Origin of the sequence: Pseudomonas sp. HMSC08G10 (genome assembly GCF_001808425.1) — a bacterium.
Lineage (GTDB): Bacteria > Pseudomonadota > Gammaproteobacteria > Pseudomonadales > Pseudomonadaceae > Aquipseudomonas > Aquipseudomonas guariconensis.
Genome location: NZ_KV793332.1, coordinates 34,208 through 54,583, shown reverse-complemented (window position 1 = coordinate 54,583; position 20,376 = coordinate 34,208). Strand labels below are relative to the sequence as shown.

The following is a 20,376-nucleotide window of genomic DNA, read 5'->3' as shown; positions in this document are numbered from 1 at the left end:
GCCACCGTCACTTGTAACGGTGGATATTGGACAGCTGCTTGTTCGGCTGCGGATTTTTGCGATAGATCAGCGCTTTCTTGCCGATGGTCTGTACCAGTTCGGCGCGGCCGGCCTTGCACAGTTCGGCAATGGCGGCAGCGCGCTCTTCGCGATCTTCCGAGCGGATTTCGACCTTGATCAGTTCATGATCGGTCAGTGCGCGTTCCAGTTCGGCGATGACGCCTTCGTTCAAGCCATTGCCCGCGACGATCAAGACCGGCTTCAGGTCGTGACCAATCGATTTGTATTGTTTCTTCTGCTCGTTATTGAGCGGCATAATCTGACCCTTTTCGTCTGATTCTGTAAAATTGGCGGCCATTTTACCCGAGGGCCCGTGGCTCCGCCCAGTCAATCACGACGCTAATCATCGAGGTGCCCCGTGGCGCAACGTTCCAAGAGCAGCCATAACTGGCTGAGAGAGCATTTCAACGATCCTTTCGTCAAGCAGGCGCAGAAGGATGGCTACCGCTCGCGCGCGAGCTACAAGCTGCTGGAGATCCAGGAAAAGGACAAGCTGATCCGCCCCGGCATGAGCGTGATCGATCTCGGTGCCGCGCCGGGTGGCTGGTCGCAGGTGACCAGTCGTCTGATTGGTGGTCAAGGGCGGCTGATCGCCTCCGACATCCTGGAAATGGACTCGATCCCCGACGTTACCTTCATTCAGGGCGACTTTACCCAGGATGAGGTGCTGCAGCAGATCCTCGAGGCGGTCGGCGATTCTCACGTGGACCTTGTGATTTCAGACATGGCCCCCAATATGAGTGGTACGCCCGCCGTGGACATGCCGCGCGCCATGTTCCTGTGCGAGTTGGCCCTGGACCTGGCGTGCCGCGTGCTGCGACCTGGCGGGGATTTCCTGATCAAGATCTTCCAGGGCGAAGGTTTCGACCAGTACCTGAAGGACGTGCGTGGCAGGTTCGACAAGGTGCAGATGCGCAAACCGTCGTCGTCGCGTGATCGCTCCCGTGAGCAGTACCTGTTGGGACGCGGCTTCAAGGGGGCGTGAGAGGCGTTTTGCGGATCGGCCGATAGTTATTTCCAATCGGCGGTTCCGTCAGGATCGTCCGAACTTCGTGTAGTCTAGCTTTCACAAAGGGTTACAGACGGCGCCTGCGGATGCGTAGGTAATGTAGTAAGTTAGGGCGGTGAATATCATGCGAGGCACGGCTGCGTCGTGCGCCGACCTCAGAGGGTAGCTAATTGAACGACATGGCAAAGAATCTGATCCTGTGGTTGATCATCGCGGCTGTCCTTGTGACGGTGATGAACAACTTCTCCAGCCCTAATGAGCCGCAGACCCTCAACTATTCCGACTTCATTCAGCAGGTGAAGGACGGGAAGGTCGAGCGCGTGACCGTCGACGGCTATGTCATTACCGGCAAGCGTACCGATGGCGACAACTTCAAGACCGTTCGTCCGGCCATTACCGATAACGGCCTGATCGGCGATCTGGTCGATAACCATGTCGTGGTTGAAGGCAAGCAGCCTGAGCAGCAGAGCATCTGGACTCAGTTGCTGGTCGCCAGTTTCCCGATCTTGGTGATCATCGCCGTGTTCATGTTCTTCATGCGCCAGATGCAAGGCGGTGCGGGCGGCAAGGGCGGCCCGATGAGCTTTGGCAAGAGCAAGGCGCGCCTGCTGTCCGAAGACCAGGTCAAGACTACCCTGGCCGACGTCGCAGGTTGCGATGAGGCCAAGGAAGAAGTCGGCGAGCTGGTCGAATTCCTGCGCGATCCGGGCAAGTTCCAGCGTCTGGGTGGTCGCATTCCGCGTGGCGTGCTGATGGTCGGCCCGCCCGGTACTGGTAAAACGCTGCTGGCCAAGGCCATCGCGGGCGAGGCCAAGGTGCCATTTTTCACCATTTCCGGTTCCGACTTCGTCGAGATGTTCGTCGGTGTGGGCGCGAGCCGTGTGCGCGACATGTTCGAGCAGGCGAAAAAGCACGCCCCTTGCATCATTTTCATCGACGAAATCGACGCCGTTGGTCGCCACCGTGGCGCCGGCATGGGCGGTGGGCACGATGAGCGTGAACAGACCCTCAACCAGTTGCTGGTGGAGATGGACGGCTTTGAAATGAACGATGGCATCATCGTGATCGCCGCCACCAACCGTCCTGACGTGCTCGACCCGGCGCTGCTGCGGCCTGGTCGCTTCGACCGTCAGGTGGTGGTCGGCCTGCCGGACATCCGCGGTCGTGAGCAGATCCTCAAGGTACATATGCGCAAGGTGCCGGTTGGCGAGAACGTCAACGCCGCCGTCATCGCCCGCGGTACGCCAGGTTTCTCCGGTGCCGACTTGGCCAACCTGGTCAACGAGGCTTCTCTGTTCGCCGCGCGCGCCAGCAAGCGTCTGGTTGAGATGAAGGAGTTTGAGCTGGCCAAGGACAAGATCATGATGGGTGCCGAGCGCAAGACCATGGTCATGTCCGAGAAGGAAAAACAGAACACTGCCTACCATGAGGCAGGTCATGCCATTGTCGGTCGTCTCGTTCCCGAGCATGACCCAGTCTACAAGGTCTCGATCATTCCGCGCGGTCGTGCGCTGGGTGTGACCATGTTCCTGCCTGAGGAAGACCGCTACAGCCTTTCCAAGCGGGCGCTCGTCAGTCAGATCTGCTCGCTGTACGGTGGCCGTATCGCTGAAGAAATGACCCTGGGCTTCGATGGCGTCACAACCGGTGCGTCCAACGACATCATGCGCGCCAGCCAGATTGCCCGGAATATGGTTACCAAGTGGGGCTTGTCCGAGAAGCTCGGCCCGCTGATGTATGCCGAAGAAGAGGGCGAGGTGTTCCTCGGTCGCAGTGCGGCGAGCCAGCATGCCAGCGTCTCGGGTGAGACTGCCAAGCTGATCGACTCCGAAGTGCGCAGCATCATTGACCATTGCTACGCCACCGCCAAGCAGATCCTCACCGACAACCGCGACAAGCTCGACGCCATGGCCGAAGCCTTGATGAAGTACGAGACCATCGATGCCGATCAGATCGACGACATCATGGCCGGTCGTACGCCGCGTGAACCGCGCGATTGGGATAATGATGCCGGCACCTCCGGCAATCAGGCCTCCCAAGATGATCGTCCGGAGTCGCCAATCGGCGGTCCAGCGGCTCAACACTAAGGGCATCTATGACCTCACAGCAGTACCCGACCCGGTTGCCTTGCGGCAACCGGGTTCTTGATTTGTCCCGTACCCATGTCATGGGTATCCTCAATATCACCCCTGACTCCTTCTCCGATGGCGGGCGCTTCAATCAGCGCGACGAGGCCTTGCGCCATGCCGAGGCGATGGTGGCTGCCGGCGCGACGCTGATCGACATCGGCGGCGAGTCCACGCGTCCCGGCGCTAGAGCGGTGTCGCCGACCGAGGAGCTGGAGCGAGTGGCGCCCATGGTCGAGGCAATCAACAGCCGGCTCGACGTCATAATCTCGGTCGATACCTCCACGCCTGCAGTCATGCGCGAATCCGCTCGGCTGGGTGCGGGATTGATCAACGACGTACGGGCTTTGGAGCGTGATGGTGCCCTGGATGCTGCCGCCGACACTGGCCTGCCGGTGTGCCTGATGCACATGCGCGGCGAGCCGGGCACCATGCAGGACAATCCGCATTACGACGATGTCTCCGCTGACGTGACGCGCTATCTTGAAGAGCGGATGGCCGCATGCGCCGTCGCAGGGATTGCCGCTGACCGAATCATCCTCGATCCGGGTTTTGGCTTTGCCAAGACGCTTGATCACAACCTCAGCCTCTTCAAACACATGGAAGTGCTCTATCGCCTGGGCCGGCCGTTGCTGGTCGGTGTCTCGCGCAAGAGCATGATCGGCCTCACGCTCGATCGCCCCGTTGGCGAGCGGCTTTACGGCAGCCTGGCGCTGGCCGCATTGGCCATGACCAAGGGAGCCAGCATCCTGCGTGTGCACGATGTGGCCGAGACCGTCGACGTGGTGCGAATGATCACTGCGGTGCAGAACGCCGAATAAGAACATTGGAGTCCCTATGAGCAGAAAATACTTTGGTACCGACGGTATCCGTGGCCGCGTCGGCGAATACCCGATCACCCCTGACTTCATGCTGAAGTTGGGGTGGGCAGCGGGCATGGCGTTCCGCAAGCAGGGCAATTGCCGCGTCCTGGTGGGCAAGGACACCCGGATTTCGGGCTACATGTTCGAGTCCGCGCTCGAAGCGGGCCTCTCTGCCGCCGGTGCCGATGTGATGTTGCTCGGCCCCATGCCGACTCCGGCGATCGCTTACCTGACTCGAACCTTCCATGCAGAGGCCGGCATTGTCATCAGTGCTTCGCACAATCCACACGATGATAACGGCATCAAGTTCTTCTCTGGCCAAGGCACCAAATTGCCAGACGAGGTCGAGCTGATGATCGAGGAACTGCTCGATCAGCCGATGACTGTGGTCGAGTCCAGCAAGCTGGGCAAGGTTTCCCGCATCAACGACGCGGCGGGCCGTTACATCGAGTTCTGCAAGAGCAGCGTGCCCACCAGTACCAACTTCGAGGGGCTCAAGCTGGTGGTCGATTGTGCTCATGGTGCTACCTACAAGGTGGCGCCAAGCGTTTTCCGTGAGCTCGGCGCCGACGTCACCGTACTGCATGCCCAGCCTGACGGGCTGAACATCAACGAAGGCTGCGGCTCGACCCATATCGAGTCGCTGCAGGCCGCCGTATTGGTGGGCCATGCCGACCTTGGGATCGCCTTCGATGGTGATGGCGACCGCGTGCTGATGGTCGACCATACCGGCGCCATCGTTGATGGTGACGAGCTGCTGTTCATCATCGCCCGCGACCTGAAAGATCGTGGCAAGCTGCAGGGCGGTGTGGTCGGCACGCTGATGAGCAACCTGGGCTTGGAGCTGGCGCTCAAGGACCTGGACATTCCGTTTGCCCGGGCCAAGGTGGGTGATCGTTATGTGATGGCCGAGCTGCTCGAGCGCGACTGGCAGCTCGGCGGCGAGAATTCTGGACACGTCGTGTGCTGCAATCACACCACCACCGGAGATGCGATCATTGCCGCGCTGCAGGTGCTGCTGGCGCTCAAGCGCCGGGGCGAGACGCTTGCTCAGGCCCGCCAGGGGCTGCGCAAGTGCCCGCAGGTGCTGATCAATGTGCGCTTTGGTGCGAGCAAGGTCGACCCACTGGAGAACCCTGCCGTGCGAGAGGCCAGCGCCAAGGTCACCGAGGCCATGGCCGGGCGCGGGCGTGTGCTGCTGCGTAAGTCCGGTACCGAGCCTCTGGTGCGAGTGATGGTCGAAGGCGACGACGAAAACCAGGTCCGCGGTCATGCCGAAGCCTTGGCCAAATTGGTCGCTGAAGTTTGTGCCTGAAATAGGCTTGCCAGCGCAGATCCGGTTGGGTAAGATCTGCGCCCACTTTGACCGACGAGGTAAAGCATGCGTCGCCCCATGGTAGCTGGTAACTGGAAGATGCACGGTACCCGCGCCAGCGTCGCTGAGCTGACCGAAGGCTTGAGCAATCTGGCCTTGCCGAGCGGAGTGGAAGTCGCGGTGTTTCCGCCGTCGCTGTTCATCAATCAAGTGATTGAAGGGTTGCAGGGCAAGGGAATCACCGTCGGCGCACAGAATTCTGCTGTACAGCCCGAGCAGGGCGCGCTGACTGGCGAGATTGCGCCGAGTCAGCTGGCTGAAGCAGGCTGCAAGCTTGTGCTGGTCGGGCATTCGGAGCGTCGCCAGATCGTTGGCGAAAGCGATGAAGTGCTCAATCGCAAGTTCGCAGCCGCTCAGGCAAGTGGTTTGAAGCCTGTGCTCTGTGTGGGAGAAACCCTTAAGGAGCGCGAGGCAGGCAAGACGCTGGAAGTGGTTGGGCGTCAGCTGAGCAGTATCATCGATGAGTTCGGTGTTGCCGCTTTTGCCAATGCTGTAATTGCCTATGAGCCTGTTTGGGCCATCGGTACAGGTTTGACGGCGACGCCTCAGCAAGCTCAGGATGTGCATGCAGCCATTCGAGCCCAGCTGGCGGCGCAGGACGCTGAAGTTGCCGCGAAAGTGCAGCTTCTTTATGGCGGCAGCGTGAAGGCGGCCAATGCGGCCGAACTGTTCGGCATGCCGGATATCGATGGGGGGCTCATTGGTGGAGCGTCCTTGAACGCAGACGAATTCGGTGCAATTTGTCGCGCCGCAGGAAACTGAACAAATGCTGGAAACAGTCGTAGTTGTTTTTCATCTGTTGGCTGCACTGGCTGTGGTAGTGCTGGTTCTGTTGCAACAGGGTAAAGGTGCGGAAGCAGGTGCATCTTTCGGCGCAGGTGCTTCAAATACTGTGTTCGGAAGCCAAGGTTCCGCTACCTTTTTGAGTAAAGTTACTGCTATACTTGCTGCCACTTTCTTTTTGACTGCTCTTGGGTTAGGATACTTCGCTAAAGAGAAAGCTCATCAGCTGACTCAAGCAGGTCTGCCAGATCCAGCGGTTCTGGAAGTCAAAGAGCAGAAGCCGGCAGTAAATGATGATGTACCGGTGCTCCAGGAGAAGAAGAGCGAAACCACCAACGCTGGTGACGTACCTCCTCCAACCGAAGAGCAGAAGTAACGGGTTTCAAGAAGTAGTATTGCCGAGGTGGTGGAATTGGTAGACACGCAACCTTGAGGTGGTTGTGCCCATAGGGTGTAGGGGTTCGAGTCCCCTTCTCGGTACCAATTGAAGCATGAGAGCCCGCTTTAGCGGGCTTTCTTGCAGGTGGAGGTTAGATTGACCCTGTAGCGGGTTCGGTCTTATACTTTCGCCCCAGCTTTGTCGCGGGGTGGAGCAGCTTGGTAGCTCGTCGGGCTCATAACCCGAAGGTCGTTGGTTCAAATCCAGCCCCCGCAACCAGCTTCAGCGGAGCCCCTTTTCAGGGGCTTTTTGCTAGCTGAACAGTTCTTGTGCCGTTGTCCAACGGCGCTTTCAGGGATGGGCGCTTTGCCCATTTTTTATTTGCACAGCATGCACGAGGGGGTTCAGGTGTCGAGCAAGCTAGAACAGTTGCAGGCCTTGTTGGCCCCGGTGGTCGAGGGTCTGGGCTATCAATGCTGGGGGATCGAATACGTTTCCCAGGGTAAGCATTCGGTCCTGCGCATCTATATCGACAAGGAAGGCGGAATCCTGGTGGACGATTGCGAAGCTGTCAGTCGCCAAGCCAGTGCCATTCTGGATGTGGAAGATCCGATCACCAACGAATATACCCTCGAGGTGTCCTCTCCTGGCATGGACCGCCCGCTGTTCACTCTGGAACAGTTTGCCTCGCATGCCGGCGAACAAGTGAAGATCAAGCTGCGTACGCCCTTCGAAGGTCGTCGTAACTTCCAGGGCCTTCTCCGCGGTGTGGAGGATCAGGATGTGGTGGTCCAGGTGGACAACCATGAGTTCCTGTTGCCGATCGACTCGATCGACAAGGCCAATATTATTCCCAGTTTTGACTGAGACGTGCCGGGCCCGGCGGACTATCCGGGCCCAATGGCTTGCGCAAGGCGAGGCGTACGATGAGCAAAGAAGTACTGCTGGTTGTTGAATCGGTATCCAACGAAAAGGGTGTACCACCCGGCGTCATTTTCGAAGCGCTGGAAGTGGCCCTGGCCACTGCAACCAAAAAACGTTTTGAGGACGAAGTCGATCTGCGTGTGGAAATCAACCGCCACACCGGTAGCTACGAGACCTTCCGTCGCTGGACCGTGGTTGACGAAGCCGATCTGGATGATCCGGCGATCGAAACCTGGTTGAGCAAGATCCACGAGACCCACCCTGATGCCAAGGTCGGAGACGTGATCGAAGAGAAGATCGAGTCGATCGAATTCGGCCGCATCGCCGCCCAGACCGCCAAGCAGGTGATCGTGCAGAAGGTCCGCGAGGCCGAGCGCGCCCAGGTGGTCGATGCCTACCGTGAGCGTGTTGGCGAGATCATCTCCGGCACCGTCAAGAAGGTGACCCGCGACAACGTCATCGTTGACCTTGGCAACAACGCCGAGGCCCTGTTGGCCCGCGAGGACATCATCCCACGCGAAACCTTCCGTGTCGGTGTCCGCCTGCGTGCACTGCTCAAGGAAATCCGCACCGAGAACCGCGGCCCTCAGCTGATCCTGTCGCGCACCGCGCCGCAGATGCTGATCGAGCTGTTCCGCATCGAAGTGCCAGAGATCGCTGAAGGTCTCATCGAAGTCATGGCCGCCTCCCGTGATCCGGGGTCGCGTGCCAAGATCGCCGTCCGCTCCAAGGACAAGCGCATCGACCCGCAAGGTGCCTGCATCGGCATGCGTGGTTCGCGCGTCCAGGCCGTATCCGGCGAGCTGGGTGGTGAGCGCGTGGATATCGTCCTGTGGGATGAGAACCCGGCGCAGTTCGTCATCAACGCCATGTCGCCGGCTGAAGTCGCGGCGATCATCGTTGATGAAGATGCCCATGCAATGGACATCGCAGTCGCCGAAGACAACCTGGCCCAAGCCATTGGCCGTGGTGGTCAGAACGTTCGCCTGGCCAGTCAGTTGACCGGCTGGACCCTGAACGTAATGACCGAGAAGGACATCCAGGCCAAGCAACAAGCAGAAACCGGCGACATCCTGCGCAACTTTATCGAGGAACTGGAAGTCGACGAGGAGCTGGCCCAAGTGCTGGTCGACGAAGGCTTCACCAGCCTCGAAGAAATTGCCTACGTACCGTTGGAAGAAATGCTCAACATCGATGGCTTTGACGAGGAAATCGTCAACGAGCTACGCGCTCGTGCCAAGGACCGTTTGTTGACCAAGGCCATCGCTACCGAAGAAAAACTGGCAGACGCCCATCCGGCCGACGACCTGCTCTCCCTTGAGGGTATGGACAAGGATCTGGCGGCGGAACTGGCGGTGCGCGGCGTGGTTAACCGCGAAGACCTGGCCGAGCAGTCGATTGACGATCTGCTCGACATCGACGGCATCGACGAAGAGCGTGCCGGCAAGTTGATCATGGCCGCCCGAGCCCATTGGTTCGAGTAATTAGGCGCGGCCTGAGGAGAGAAGTGCATGACGCAAGTCACGGTGAAAGAACTGGCCCAAGAGGTCGAGGCACCGGTAGAGCGCCTGCTGCAGCAGATGCGTGAGGCAGGTCTGCCGCACACCGACGCCGGTCAGGTAGTGACCGATAACGAGAAGCAGGTTTTGCTGACTCATCTGAAAAGCAGCCACAAGAGCAAGGCGGAAGAGCCGCGCAAGATCACCTTGCAGCGCAAGACCACCAGCACCCTGCGTGTCGCCGGTAGCAAAAGCATCAGCGTAGAAGTACGCAAGAAGAAAGTATTCGTGCAGCGCAGCCCGGAGGAAATCCAGGCTGAGCAGAAGCGCGAGCTGGAGGAGCGCCGTGCAGCCGAGAATGCCGCACGCGAAAAGGCGGACGCCGAAGCTCGCCAGCGCGCTGAGGAGCAGGCGCGTCGTCAAGCGGCTGAAACCGCTGCCCAAGCGCCTGTCGAGAAAGCTGCGCCTGCAGCGGTAGCGGCCCCGGCTCCGGTTGTTGCCGAGGCACCTGCGTCCGAAGATGCCGCTGCGCGTGCCGCTGAGCGCAAGAAGGACGAGACTCGTCGCAACGAAAGCCGTGTCCGTGACGAAGACCGTCGTGGTGGTGAGCGCCGTGGCGAAGCCCCGCGCGTTTCCATCAAGGTCAAGGTCAAGGAAAAGGAAAAGGCGCCGACCCCTCGCGCGGCCCCGCGTACCACCGACGAAGAGAGCGATGGTTTCCGTCGCGGTCGCGGTGGCAAAGGCAAGCCGAAGAAGCGCAACCAGCATGGTTTCCAGAACCCGACCGGTCCAGTCATCCGTGACGTGACCATCGGCGAGACGATTACTGTTTCCGAACTTGCACAACAGATGTCGGTCAAGGCCGCCGAAGTCGTCAAGTTCATGTTCAAGCTGGGGACCCCGGTCACCATCAACCAGGTGCTCGACCAGGAAACCGCTCAGTTGGTAGCCGAAGAACTGGGCCACAAGGTGACCCTGATCAGCGACACTGCCCTGGAAGACTCCCTGGCAGAATCGCTGAAGTTCGAAGGCGAGACCGAGCCGCGTGCACCGGTAGTGACCGTAATGGGTCACGTCGACCATGGTAAGACCTCGCTGCTCGACTACATCCGTCGTGCCAAGGTTGCTGCAGGCGAGGCCGGCGGCATTACCCAGCACATCGGTGCCTACCACGTCGAAACCGATCGTGGCATGGTCACCTTCCTCGACACCCCTGGCCACGCTGCGTTCACCGCGATGCGTGCCCGTGGTGCCAAGGCCACCGACATCGTGATCCTGGTAGTGGCGGCGGACGACGGCGTGATGCCGCAGACCCGCGAAGCCGTCCAACACGCCAAGGCTGCCGGTGTTCCGCTGGTGGTTGCGGTTAACAAGATCGATAAGCCGGGTGCCGACATCGATCGCATTCGTAACGAACTGGCTGTTGAAGGCGTGACCTCCGAGGATTGGGGTGGTGACACTCCGTTCGTCAAGGTTTCCGCGAAGATGGGTACCGGTGTCGACGAACTGCTCGAGGCCGTGTTGCTGCAAGCAGAGATCCTCGAGCTGACCGCCACGCCAACCGCACCTGGTCGTGGTGTCGTGGTCGAGTCGCGCCTGGACAAGGGCCGCGGCCCGGTCGCTACCATCCTGGTTCAGGACGGTACGCTGCGTCAGGGCGATATGGTCCTGTGCGGCTCCAACTATGGCCGCGTGCGTGCCATGCTCGACGAGAACGGCAAGCCTGTGAAGGAAGCCGGCCCGTCGATCCCGGTCGAAATTCTCGGTCTGGACGGCACTCCGGAAGCCGGTGACGAGCTGTCCGTGGTCGCCGACGAGAAGAAAGCCCGTGAAGTCGCCCTGTTCCGTCAGGGCAAGTACCGCGAGGTCAAGCTGGCTCGTGCTCACGCCGGCAAGCTGGAAAACATCTTCGAGACCATGGGTCAGGAAGAGAAGAAGACGCTCAACATCGTCCTCAAGACCGACGTGCGTGGTTCTCTGGAGGCGCTGCAGGGCTCGCTGTCGGGCCTGGGCAACGACGAAGTTCAGGTGCGCGTGATTGGTGGCGGTGTCGGTGGTATCACCGAGAGCGATGCCAACCTGGCGCTGGCGTCCAACGCGGTGCTGTTCGGCTTCAACGTTCGTGCCGATGCCGGTGCGCGCAAGATCGTCGAGCAGGAAGGTCTGGATATGCGTTATTACAACGTGATCTACGACATCATCGAAGACGTCAAGAAGGCCCTGACCGGCATGCTCGGCAGCGATGTTCGCGAGAACATCCTGGGTGTCGCCGAAGTGCGTGACGTGTTCCGTTCGCCGAAGTTCGGCGCCATCGCTGGCTGTATGGTCATCGAGGGTACCGTGTACCGCAACCGTCCGATCCGCGTACTGCGCGAGGACGTGGTGATCTTCGAAGGCGAACTGGAATCGCTGCGTCGCTTCAAGGACGATGCTGCAGAAGTTCGTTCGGGCATGGAGTGCGGTATTGGCGTCAAGAGCTACAACGACGTCAAGGTCGGCGACAAGATCGAAGTCTTCGAGAAAGTCCAGGTGGCACGTACCCTGTAAGGGCCGTGCCGGGCGCAAGCCCCGCCCTTGGGCGGTTTGCGGCGCCTCTGAAGGTAACGCCCGGTCAGGCTCCAGCCTGTCCGGGCGTTTGCCGCTTTAAGTTACAGGTAGCAAGAATGGCAAAAGAATATAGCCGTACCCAACGCATCGGTGATCAGATGCAGCGCGAGCTGGCCGAACTGATCCGTCGTGAAGTCAAGGATCCGCGTGTCGGTCTGGTGACCATCACCGCCGTGGATGTCAGCCGTGACCTGGGCCATGCCAAGGTCTTCATCACTGTCATGGGCCAGGATGGCGCCGATGCCGTGCCGCAGACCCTCAAGGCCCTCAACAGTGCAGCGAGTTTCCTGCGCCTGCACCTGGGTCGTGTCATGCAACTGCGCAGCGTACCGCAGCTGCATTTCCACTTCGATGAGAGCGTCAGCCGCGGTGCCCACCTGTCGGCGCTGATCGAGCGTGCAGTGGCGGAAGATCGCCTGCACAAGGATGCCGACAAGCCGGACGCCGAGGAGTAATCGGTGGCTCAGGTCAAACGAATCCGCCGCAACGTAAGCGGCATCATCCTGCTCGACAAGCCGTTGGGGTTCACCTCCAACGCCGCGTTGCAGAAGGTCCGCTGGCTGCTCAATGCCGAGAAGGCTGGCCATACCGGTAGCCTCGACCCGTTGGCCACTGGCGTGCTGCCGTTGTGCTTCGGCGAGGCTACCAAGTTCTCCCAGTACCTGCTCGACTCCGACAAGGGCTACGAGACAGTCATGCAACTTGGGCAGACTACCAGTACCGCCGATGCCGAAGGCGAGGTCTTGCAAACGCGCGATGTGACCGTTGGTCGTGCAGATATCGAAGCTGTTTTGCCACGTTTTCGCGGTGAAATCAGTCAGGTACCGCCGATGTACTCGGCCCTTAAGCGTGACGGCCAGCCGCTGTACAAGCTGGCACGTGCAGGAGAGGTAGTGGAGCGCGAGGCGCGTTCTGTTACTATTAGCCGCTTGGAGTTGATCGAGTGCGAAGGCACTCGGGTTCGCCTGTCGGTCGGTTGCAGCAAAGGCACCTATATCCGCACCCTGGTGGAGGATATCGGTGAGGCGTTGGGCTGTGGTGCCTACGTCGCGCAACTGCGCCGTACCCAGGCCGGCCCCTTCGAGCTGGCACAGACCGTGACCCTCGATGAGCTCGAGCAGGCCCACGCCGAAGGTGGTAACGAAGCGCTTGATCGCTTCCTGATGCCGTCCGACAGCGGATTGCAGGATTGGCCACTGGTGCGTCTCTCTGAGCACAGCGCGTTCTACTGGCTGCATGGCCAGGCGGTTCGTGCGCCGGATGCGCCGCAGTTCGGCATGGTCCGGGTACAGGATCACAATGAACGCTTCATCGGTATCGGTGAGGTGAGCGAAGACGGGCGTATTGCGCCGCGTCGACTGATTCGGTCGGAATGATCGAAACCGTACGTCCAAGCCCTGGCCCAAGCGTACGGAACCGAGGGTGGCTGTTAATAGGCACGGTCACACCTCTTCTCATTAATACAGGGATTCGTCCCTGGCCTATTGGAGACCGTCCGCGGGATCCGTTTATCAGGAGAAGCCAAATGGCCCTCAGCGTTGAAGAAAAAGCTCAGATCGTTGCCGAATACCAGCAAGCCGCCGGCGATACCGGTAGCCCGGAAGTGCAGGTTGCTCTGCTGACCGCCAACATCAACAAGCTGCAAGGCCACTTCAAGGCCAACGAGAAAGACCACCACTCCCGTCGTGGTCTGATCCGTATGGTTAACCAGCGTCGTAAGCTGCTGGACTACCTGAAGGGCAAAGACACCACTCGTTACAGCGCCCTGATCGGTCGCCTGGGTCTGCGTCGCTAATAGCGTCCTGGCCAGTGGTGTGCATGGCGTGTCGCAGGTTTCGGGAGTGCTGCCTGGCAGCACTCGCGTCAGGCACGCCACGCGTATCTCCGAGGTTGGCAGCCTGGTTGTGCTGAGCGGTTTTACCGCGCAGCGGCCAGGCTCCCAGCCTCGTGTTGTATCTGGACGGTCAATGGGGCCGATTCCCCGTTCTGCCCAAGAATTCGCAAGAACAAGTTCCCCCCAGAGCCACTGAAAAAAGGTAGGAAACCGTGAACCCGGTAATCAAGAAATTCCAGTTCGGTCAGTCGACCGTAACCCTCGAGACGGGCCGCATTGCCCGCCAGGCGACCGGCGCCGTGCTGGTCACCGTCGACAACGACGTCACCGTGCTGGTGACCGTGGTCGGTGCCAAGCAGGCAGATCCAGGCAAGGGCTTCTTCCCGCTGTCCGTGCACTACCAGGAAAAGACCTACGCCGCTGGTAAGATCCCAGGTGGCTTCTTCAAGCGTGAAGGCCGACCTTCCGAGAAAGAAACCCTGACTTCGCGCCTGATCGACCGCCCGATCCGCCCGCTGTTCCCTGAAGGGTTCATGAACGAAGTGCAGGTTGTCTGCACCGTGGTTTCCACCAGCAAGAAGACCGATCCGGACATCGCTGCGATGATCGGTACTTCGGCTGCCCTGGCCATCTCCGGTATCCCGTTCGAAGGCCCGATCGGCGCAGCCCGCGTTGCCTTCCACGAAAGCACCGGCTACCTGCTGAACCCAACCTACGAGCAATTGGAAGCCTCCAGCCTCGACATGGTCGTGGCCGGTACCGAATCCGCTGTACTGATGGTTGAATCGGAAGCCAAAGAGCTGACCGAAGACCAGATGCTGGGCGCTGTGCTGTTCGCTCACGACGAGTTCCAGGCCGTGATCCAGGCCATCAAGGAATTCGCTGCCCAAGCCGGCAAGCCGACCTGGGACTGGCAGCCAGCCCCAGCCAACACCGAGCTGCTGAACCTGGTGCGCGCCGAGTTCGGCGAGGCCATCTCCCAGGCCTACACCATCACCCTGAAGGCCGATCGCTACAACCGTCTGGGTGAGCTGCGCGACCAGGCCGTCGCCCGTTTGTCCAACGAAGAAACCGGCCCGACCGCCGGCCAAATCAAGGACATCTTCGGCGAACTGGAATACCGCACCGTCCGCGAGAACATCGTTAACGGCAAGCCGCGTATCGACGGCCGTGACACCCGCACCGTGCGTCCGCTGAACATCGAAGTCGGCGTTCTGCCCAAAACCCACGGTTCGGCCCTGTTCACCCGTGGCGAAACCCAGGCCCTGGTCGTCGCGACCCTGGGTACTGCCCGTGATGCCCAGCTGCTGGATACCCTGGAAGGCGAGAAGAAAGACGCCTTCATGCTGCACTACAACTTCCCACCGTTCTCGGTAGGCGAGTGCGGTCGCATGGGCGGCGCTGGCCGTCGTGAAATCGGCCACGGCCGTCTGGCTCGTCGTGGCGTCCAGGCCATGCTGCCGAGCGACAGCGAGTTCCCATACACCATCCGCGTCGTATCGGAAATCACCGAGTCCAACGGCTCCAGCTCCATGGCCTCGGTCTGCGGTGCCTCCCTGGCACTGATGGATGCAGGCGTACCGATGAAGGCGCCTGTAGCCGGCATCGCCATGGGTCTGGTCAAGGAAGGCGACAAGTTCGCAGTCCTGACCGACATTCTGGGTGACGAAGACCACCTGGGCGACATGGACTTCAAGGTTGCTGGTACCGCCAAAGGCGTTACCGCACTGCAGATGGACATCAAGATCAACGGTATCACCGAAGAGATCATGGAAATCGCTCTGGGCCAGGCCCTGGAAGCGCGCCTGAACATTCTCGGCCAGATGAATCAGATCATCGCCCAGTCGCGCAGCGAGCTGTCGGCCAACGCACCGACCATGCTGGCGATGAAGATCGACACCGACAAGATCCGTGACGTCATCGGCAAAGGCGGCGCGACCATCCGCGCTATCTGCGAAGAGACCAAGGCTTCGATCGACATCGAAGACGACGGTTCGATCAAGATCTTCGGCGAGACCAAGGAAGCGGCCGAAGCGGCCAAGCAGCGCATCCTGGGCATCACCGCTGAAGCCGAGATCGGCAAGATCTACCTGGGCAAGGTCGAGCGCATCGTCGACTTTGGCGCCTTCGTCAACATCCTGCCGGGCAAAGATGGTCTGGTGCACATCTCCATGCTCAGCGATGCGCGTGTAGAGAAGGTCACTGACGTTCTGAAAGAAGGTCAGGAAGTCGAAGTGTTGGTACTGGACGTGGACAACCGCGGCCGTATCAAACTGTCGATCAAGGACGTTGCGGCTGCCAAGGCCTCCGGCGTCTAAGCCTCTTCAGGCGAAAGAAAGGACCCAATAGGGTCCTTTTTTTCGCCTCGATTTTTCCTTGGTCCACTTGCATCTTGCATGCAGGATTTTGCCTGGTCTTGCAAATTGCACGATGGCAATCCGAATCGATTATTTTAACTATTTGAATTTAAAGAGATTTTTTATAAGGAAAAGCTGGCACAGCACATGCAACGGTAGGTTTACCTGCTGCCAGGAATCACGGCGCAGACCTTTCGAACAACAGGAGTGACTCACATGAAGAAATTCGCCATTGCTGCCGCTACTGCCACCGCCCTGACTCTGACCATGGCTAATGCGGCATTTGCCCAGCAGCCCGCCCAGTCGTCCCCCATGACGCTGGCGGCCGGTGAAGTGACCAAGGCCAAGGAAGAGACTAAAGACACTTGGATCACCACCAAAGTGAAGGCCGACCTGATGACAGAGAAAGGCATCCCTGGCAGCGACATCAAGGTCGAGACCAATAAGGGTGTGGTCTCCCTGTCCTCTGACGTGGCGATCACCGCCTCGCAGAAAGAACAGGCGATCGCCATCGCCAAGGCTATCAAGGGTGTCCAGGCTGTGTCGGCTGACGGCCTGAAAACCGAGTAAGGATTGTCCCGTCGGCCAAAAGGATTTGGCCACCTTTTCATAGAGGGCCGCTGTGCGCCCCTATCGCTAGCGTTGACGCGAGCGATAGGGCTGCACAGCGGCCTTCGACTTTCATTCACCGCCCAAACGCACAGGGTTGAAAGCGATCACATCGCTCTCGAAGCATTCCTGCTCGACGATCAGCGGCTCCACCAGTGGCCGGCTGTCACGGAAATGCGCGGTTTGGGTGTGCGCCTCGTACGCGGCGTCGTCGCGATAGATCTCATAGAGGTAGATCACGTCCGGATCGAGACGGTCCTGTGACACATCGAACACCAGACAACCTGGCTCATTGGCCACCGAGGCCGCCGCATTGACCTTGATGGCGTCCAAAAATTGTTCAGCGCTGCCATTCTTTACACGGGTCTTGATGAAGAGGCTGTACACAAAGCGATCCTTTTGTTTTAAATTTGCTCGTAAATTGTATACATAAAAGGAGCCGCGTCCATGTCTGATCTTCCCGCTCGTCCTGGCCGTCTGAATGGTCTGCGTCATCTCGCCCTGCTGGTTCCCAACCTGGAAGAGTGCGAACGTTTCTACGTCGACCTGCTTGGTATGGAAGTGCTGCACCGGGCTCACGAAGATCTGGTCTACCTGACCTGCGGTAACGACAACCTGTCCCTGGGGCGCGGTGCGGGTGCGGCCAACGGCCTGCAGACCTTGGACCACTATGGGTTCATTGTCGACAGCGTGGAGGAGCTGGACGCTTGGTACCTGTACTTCAAGGCGCACGGTGTGACCCTGCTGGATCGCCCGTTCGATCATGGCGATGGTGCACGCAGCTTCCATGTCCTCGACCCGGCCGGCAACAAGGTGCAGCCGCTGTATCACCCGGCGGTTTCCGGACAGCGGCTGGTCTGAACCTGGGGTTTGCGGGTAGGTCCGCTCCTACAGGGCCACTAAATCCTCTGTAAGAGCGGGTTTTCTCGCGAAGATGACACCTCCGGCCAAGGGGCTGCAGGTGCCTGTAGCGGCGGGTTACTCGGCATCCAAGTGCAGTGGCGTGATGACCCGCCCGTCACTCTCAGCCTGGCCCAGATTGGTATCGATGAAGTACACCCGGTCGTCTTCCAGCTGACCTTTATCTACCAGGTAGTCCTTGATGCTGCCGGCCCGATCCTGGCCTAACTGACGCAACAGCGCGGTACTTTCAGCCCAGGACTTGATCACCGCATCGTGCAGCTTGGCGGTGCGCTCGTCGCGGCTCAGTTGTTGCCATTCGGCCGGAGGTTGCTGTTTGAGACGGGCGCGGTAGATACCCTCGAGCATCGCCGGTTTGTCACTGTCGTCGACCACCAGCATCGATGCATTGGCCGGCACTTTGTCGCCGCGGCGCTGGAGGATCTTGTACCAGGTCGCCTGGTACTCGCGCTCCAGGCGTTGCTTGGCGATCAGCGGGCCATCGCTGCTCTGAGCGCTGGTGCCTTCGATTTCCAGGCGCAGCTCCGGGCGTTCCTTGAGCGCACTGGCCAGTTTGTCCAATGCGGACTGAGCGTCGGCACTGAGGTCGCTGGAGCCTGGCGCGAACGCCACATTACCCAGATCCTCGGCGCCACCGCCGGCAATCAGTCCGCCGATGAACTTGAACGGTGCCTGGGCTGCGCGCAGCACCAGATTGCGCAAGGTTTGCCAGATGATCGGCATGACGCTGAACTGTGGATTGTTCAGATCGCCGGTCACCGGCAGCTCGATGGAAATCTTGCCTTCGGTGTCCTTGAGCAGGGCGACTGCCAGGCGGATCGGCAGGTCCACGGCATCGGGGCTGTCGACCTTCTCACCCAGCTGCAGCTGCTCGACCACCACCTTGTTTTCCGCCTTGAGTTGGCCGTTGGTGATCAGGTAGTGCAGGTCCAGGTTCAGTCGTCCTTTGCGAATGCGGAAGCCCGCGAACTTTCCGGAGTAGGGCGTCAGCGTGGTCAGCTCGACGCGTTTGAAGCTGGTGGCGATGTCCAGGCTGGCCAGTGGGTTGAACGGGTTGAGCGCACCTTTGATGGTCACCGGTGCGTAACGATCGACCTTGCCTTTCACATCGACCTTGGCCGGTGCCGGCTTGCGGTTGTCGATGGTGCCGATCTGGCCGTTGAGCTGCTGGATGGCGGTGGCGAAGTTGGGGGTCAGGGTGAGGTCGGCGAAGTTGGCCGAGCCATCGTTGATGTCGATGCCACCGATGCGGATGCCCAGCGGCTTGTCAGTGCTGGCAGTGGCCGGCTTGGTTTGACTGGTTGCGGGTGCGCTGGCCGGTTGAGGGATCAGCAGATCGTCGACGTTGGTGGTGCGGTCTTCATTGATGATGAAGCGTGCATAGGGCTGCAACAGCGCCACCTTGTCGATCGACAGGGCATCGCCATGGACATACGACAGACCGCTCAGATCCAGTTGCTGCCATTTGACGAAGTCGCGATTTTTGATGGTGTCCAAGGTGTGCAGCTGGCTGACTTGGGCCTTGCCGCCGACGCTGAAGGCCAGTGGCTCGGTGCTCTTGAGGTCGACCTTCAGGTCGCTGGAAAGCATGCCGCTGCGCAATTCCAGGCGGATGAACGGGCTGATATAGGCCTGGGCCACGCGCAAGTCGATGTCACGGGTGCTGACATCCAGCTTGGCGGTGACCGGCGCCAGATTGACCTGGCCGGCCGCCTGCAGCTTGCCTTGCTTGCCGACCCCGGTGTCGAGCTTGAGTGTGAAGGGCGACTGGTTGAGGCTGTCGAAGTTCTGCAGGTCGGCGTTGAGCGGGCCCACATCCAGTGCCACAGGCTCCTTCTGGCTACGGTCGGCCAGGTGTACCTGATAGTTGCGTAGTTGCACATCCTTGAGCAGCACCTGCCAGGGCTTGCTCGGCTCCTTGGCGGCCTTTTCCTCGGCACTCGGCTCGGCAGCGGCAGGTTCGGCTTTTTCCTTCGGGGTGGCCTTGGCCGGCTGACTGGCGAACAGCTTTTGCCAGTCAAGCTGGCCGTCGCGTTCGAGCGCGGCCCAGGTCTCGAGCTTTTCGCTGCGGATCTTGCCGACGATGACCTGTTGTTTGGCCAAATCGATGGAGGTTTCGCTCACGTCCAGACTGGCCAGACGCGCCAGCGGGCGTCCGTCCGGTGCCTTGATGGCGAAGGGGGCGACGCGCACCGAGGTGTTGTCCAGCAGCAGCTCAGTTTCCTTGGACAGGTTGAGCTTGTAGTGAGTGTCCAGGCTGACCACGCCTTCTTCCAGCACCAGGGGGACCGCATCGCGCACATAGGGCCAGAAGGCTTTCATCCTGCCTTCGGTGACCTTGAGGGTACCTTCGGATGCGATTGGGGCCAGGCTCAGGGTACCGCTCCAGTCGATGCGTCCACCATTGGGGCCAATGGCGACCAACGCCATGTCGGCATTGTCGTCGGGCAGGGTGCTGAGGTTCTTCAGTTCCAGGTTCATGGAGTCGTAGAGGAACTCGATGGGTTCACTCGGTCGCAGGTCCTGGAAGTGCAAATAGCCTTCGTTGAGCTTGATGCTGTCGATGCGCAGCGGGAAGGGGTCGCCTGCGGGCTCCTCAGGTTTGGGCTCGCTGGGCGGCAGTTTGAACAGCTGGGTCAGGTTGAGGCTGCCATCCTTGGCGAACAGCACCTCGTTGCGTGGCTTGTCCAGCTCGACAGCCTCCAAGTGCAGGGCCTTGGTCCACAGGCTGTCGAGCGAGAGGTTGGCATAGAGGCGTTCGAAGCCCACCTGCTCCTTGCCCGGTTCGCCGATCTGCAGACCCCAGAGCGTGAGCTCGAGGCTGAACGGGTTGAACTCGATACGTTGCAGGTGTGCCGGCACCGTGGCGTATTGCGCCAGTTGCTGGTTGGCGATGCGCAGGCCGACACCGGGGATGATGAGAAAGCCAAGCAGGCTGTACAGGGCCACGAGGGCCAGCATGGCGCCGAAGGCGCGCGTCAATCCTTTGGGCATGTAAGACGTCATCTGTCTGAAGCGGGGTGCCTTGGA

The 20,376-nt window shown here is 60.2% G+C and carries 18 protein-coding genes and 2 tRNA genes; 17 read left to right on the top strand and 3 right to left on the bottom strand.

All coding sequences use genetic code 11. The annotated features are described in order from the left end of the window. Positions 1-7: 7 nt before the first annotated feature. Positions 8-316 (bottom strand): ribosome assembly RNA-binding protein YhbY, encoded by a 309-nt coding sequence (yhbY, locus tag HMPREF3173_RS21370; RefSeq protein WP_023378620.1) that lies wholly within the window; start codon positions 314-316, stop codon positions 8-10. A 102-nt stretch (positions 317-418) separates the two neighbouring features. On the opposite strand from yhbY, the gene rlmE reads away from it, so the two are divergent. The 16 genes from rlmE (at position 419) to HMPREF3173_RS21290 (ending at position 16,386) form a co-directional block, all read left to right on the top strand. Next, positions 419-1,045: a 23S rRNA (uridine(2552)-2'-O)-methyltransferase RlmE gene (gene rlmE, locus HMPREF3173_RS21365; protein WP_070576494.1), complete on the top strand. Its 627-nt coding sequence runs from the start codon at positions 419-421 to the stop codon at positions 1,043-1,045. A gap of 203 nt (positions 1,046-1,248) precedes the next feature. Further along, positions 1,249-3,156 (top strand): ATP-dependent zinc metalloprotease FtsH, encoded by a 1,908-nt coding sequence (ftsH, locus tag HMPREF3173_RS21360; protein ID WP_043210103.1) that lies wholly within the window; start codon positions 1,249-1,251, stop codon positions 3,154-3,156. Positions 3,157-3,164: 8 nt separating this feature from the next. Beyond that, the gene (gene folP, locus HMPREF3173_RS21355) at positions 3,165-4,016 is read left to right on the top strand and encodes a dihydropteroate synthase (RefSeq protein WP_043210099.1); all 852 of its coding nucleotides are present in this window, start codon (positions 3,165-3,167) and stop codon (positions 4,014-4,016) included. A gap of 16 nt (positions 4,017-4,032) precedes the next feature. After that, positions 4,033-5,373: a phosphoglucosamine mutase gene (gene glmM / locus HMPREF3173_RS21350; protein ID WP_070576491.1), complete on the top strand. Its 1,341-nt coding sequence runs from the start codon at positions 4,033-4,035 to the stop codon at positions 5,371-5,373. A gap of 66 nt (positions 5,374-5,439) precedes the next feature. Beyond that, positions 5,440-6,195 carry a triose-phosphate isomerase gene (gene tpiA, locus HMPREF3173_RS21345; RefSeq protein ID WP_070576488.1) on the top strand — a complete coding sequence of 252 codons (756 nt, stop codon included), beginning with the start codon at positions 5,440-5,442 and terminating at the stop codon, positions 6,193-6,195. Between the two features lie 4 nt (positions 6,196-6,199). After that, complete coding sequence (gene secG / locus HMPREF3173_RS21340; RefSeq protein WP_070576486.1) at positions 6,200-6,592, top strand: preprotein translocase subunit SecG; 393 nt, start codon at positions 6,200-6,202, stop codon at positions 6,590-6,592. Positions 6,593-6,613: 21 nt separating this feature from the next. Further along, positions 6,614-6,699: transfer RNA gene (locus HMPREF3173_RS21335), tRNA-Leu, on the top strand. Between the two features lie 98 nt (positions 6,700-6,797). Next, positions 6,798-6,874: transfer RNA gene (locus tag HMPREF3173_RS21330), tRNA-Met, on the top strand. A 129-nt stretch (positions 6,875-7,003) separates the two neighbouring features. Then, the gene (gene rimP / locus HMPREF3173_RS21325) at positions 7,004-7,462 is read left to right on the top strand and encodes a ribosome maturation factor RimP (RefSeq protein ID WP_043210161.1); all 459 of its coding nucleotides are present in this window, start codon (positions 7,004-7,006) and stop codon (positions 7,460-7,462) included. A 59-nt stretch (positions 7,463-7,521) separates the two neighbouring features. Beyond that, positions 7,522-9,003: a transcription termination factor NusA gene (gene nusA / locus HMPREF3173_RS21320; RefSeq protein ID WP_043210092.1), complete on the top strand. Its 1,482-nt coding sequence runs from the start codon at positions 7,522-7,524 to the stop codon at positions 9,001-9,003. A 27-nt stretch (positions 9,004-9,030) separates the two neighbouring features. Further along, positions 9,031-11,565 (top strand): translation initiation factor IF-2, encoded by a 2,535-nt coding sequence (infB, locus tag HMPREF3173_RS21315; protein ID WP_043210090.1) that lies wholly within the window; start codon positions 9,031-9,033, stop codon positions 11,563-11,565. 116 nt (positions 11,566-11,681) lie between these two features. Further along, positions 11,682-12,080 (top strand): 30S ribosome-binding factor RbfA, encoded by a 399-nt coding sequence (gene rbfA / locus HMPREF3173_RS21310; RefSeq protein ID WP_043210088.1) that lies wholly within the window; start codon positions 11,682-11,684, stop codon positions 12,078-12,080. Positions 12,081-12,083: 3 nt separating this feature from the next. Then, positions 12,084-13,001 carry a tRNA pseudouridine(55) synthase TruB gene (gene truB / locus HMPREF3173_RS21305; protein WP_043210085.1) on the top strand — a complete coding sequence of 306 codons (918 nt, stop codon included), beginning with the start codon at positions 12,084-12,086 and terminating at the stop codon, positions 12,999-13,001. A 149-nt stretch (positions 13,002-13,150) separates the two neighbouring features. Next, on the top strand, positions 13,151-13,420 hold the full coding sequence (rpsO, locus tag HMPREF3173_RS21300) for a 30S ribosomal protein S15 (RefSeq protein ID WP_011532144.1): 270 nt from the start codon (positions 13,151-13,153) through the stop codon (positions 13,418-13,420). 251 nt (positions 13,421-13,671) lie between these two features. Then, complete coding sequence (gene pnp / locus HMPREF3173_RS21295) at positions 13,672-15,777, top strand: polyribonucleotide nucleotidyltransferase (RefSeq protein WP_043210083.1); 2,106 nt, start codon at positions 13,672-13,674, stop codon at positions 15,775-15,777. Between the two features lie 255 nt (positions 15,778-16,032). Continuing rightward, on the top strand, positions 16,033-16,386 hold the full coding sequence (locus HMPREF3173_RS21290; RefSeq protein WP_043210081.1) for a BON domain-containing protein: 354 nt from the start codon (positions 16,033-16,035) through the stop codon (positions 16,384-16,386). Positions 16,387-16,497: 111 nt separating this feature from the next. Here HMPREF3173_RS21290 and HMPREF3173_RS21285 read toward each other — a convergent pair whose 3' ends face one another. Continuing rightward, on the bottom strand, positions 16,498-16,812 hold the full coding sequence (locus HMPREF3173_RS21285; protein WP_070576483.1) for a heme-binding protein: 315 nt from the start codon (positions 16,810-16,812) through the stop codon (positions 16,498-16,500). Between the two features lie 60 nt (positions 16,813-16,872). On the opposite strand from HMPREF3173_RS21285, the gene HMPREF3173_RS21280 reads away from it, so the two are divergent. Then, entirely contained in the window at positions 16,873-17,286 is a 414-nt protein-coding gene (locus tag HMPREF3173_RS21280; RefSeq protein WP_043210077.1) for a VOC family protein, read from the top strand. A 117-nt stretch (positions 17,287-17,403) separates the two neighbouring features. On the opposite strand, the gene HMPREF3173_RS21275 is transcribed toward HMPREF3173_RS21280, so the two are convergent. Next, positions 17,404-20,340 (bottom strand): DUF748 domain-containing protein, encoded by a 2,937-nt coding sequence (locus HMPREF3173_RS21275; protein WP_070576481.1) that lies wholly within the window; start codon positions 20,338-20,340, stop codon positions 17,404-17,406. Positions 20,341-20,376 lie beyond the last annotated feature (36 nt).

Excerpts from the sequence above, each read along its gene's own strand:
- yhbY (WP_023378620.1), bottom strand. The coding sequence starts at position 316 with ATGCCGCTCAATAACGAGCAGAAGAAACAATACAAATCGATTGGTCAC.
- nusA (WP_043210092.1), top strand. The coding sequence starts at position 7,522 with ATGAGCAAAGAAGTACTGCTGGTTGTTGAATCGGTATCCAACGAAAAG.
- rpsO (WP_011532144.1), top strand. The coding sequence starts at position 13,151 with ATGGCCCTCAGCGTTGAAGAAAAAGCTCAGATCGTTGCCGAATACCAG.
- tpiA (WP_070576488.1), top strand. The coding sequence starts at position 5,440 with ATGCGTCGCCCCATGGTAGCTGGTAACTGGAAGATGCACGGTACCCGC.
- ftsH (WP_043210103.1), top strand. The coding sequence starts at position 1,249 with ATGGCAAAGAATCTGATCCTGTGGTTGATCATCGCGGCTGTCCTTGTG.
- HMPREF3173_RS21280 (WP_043210077.1), top strand. The coding sequence starts at position 16,873 with ATGTCTGATCTTCCCGCTCGTCCTGGCCGTCTGAATGGTCTGCGTCAT.
- glmM (WP_070576491.1), top strand. The coding sequence starts at position 4,033 with ATGAGCAGAAAATACTTTGGTACCGACGGTATCCGTGGCCGCGTCGGC.
- folP (WP_043210099.1), top strand. The coding sequence starts at position 3,165 with ATGACCTCACAGCAGTACCCGACCCGGTTGCCTTGCGGCAACCGGGTT.
- HMPREF3173_RS21275 (WP_070576481.1), bottom strand. The coding sequence starts at position 20,340 with ATGCCCAAAGGATTGACGCGCGCCTTCGGCGCCATGCTGGCCCTCGTG.
- secG (WP_070576486.1), top strand. The coding sequence starts at position 6,200 with ATGCTGGAAACAGTCGTAGTTGTTTTTCATCTGTTGGCTGCACTGGCT.
- rbfA (WP_043210088.1), top strand. The coding sequence starts at position 11,682 with ATGGCAAAAGAATATAGCCGTACCCAACGCATCGGTGATCAGATGCAG.
- infB (WP_043210090.1), top strand. The coding sequence starts at position 9,031 with ATGACGCAAGTCACGGTGAAAGAACTGGCCCAAGAGGTCGAGGCACCG.
- HMPREF3173_RS21290 (WP_043210081.1), top strand. The coding sequence starts at position 16,033 with ATGAAGAAATTCGCCATTGCTGCCGCTACTGCCACCGCCCTGACTCTG.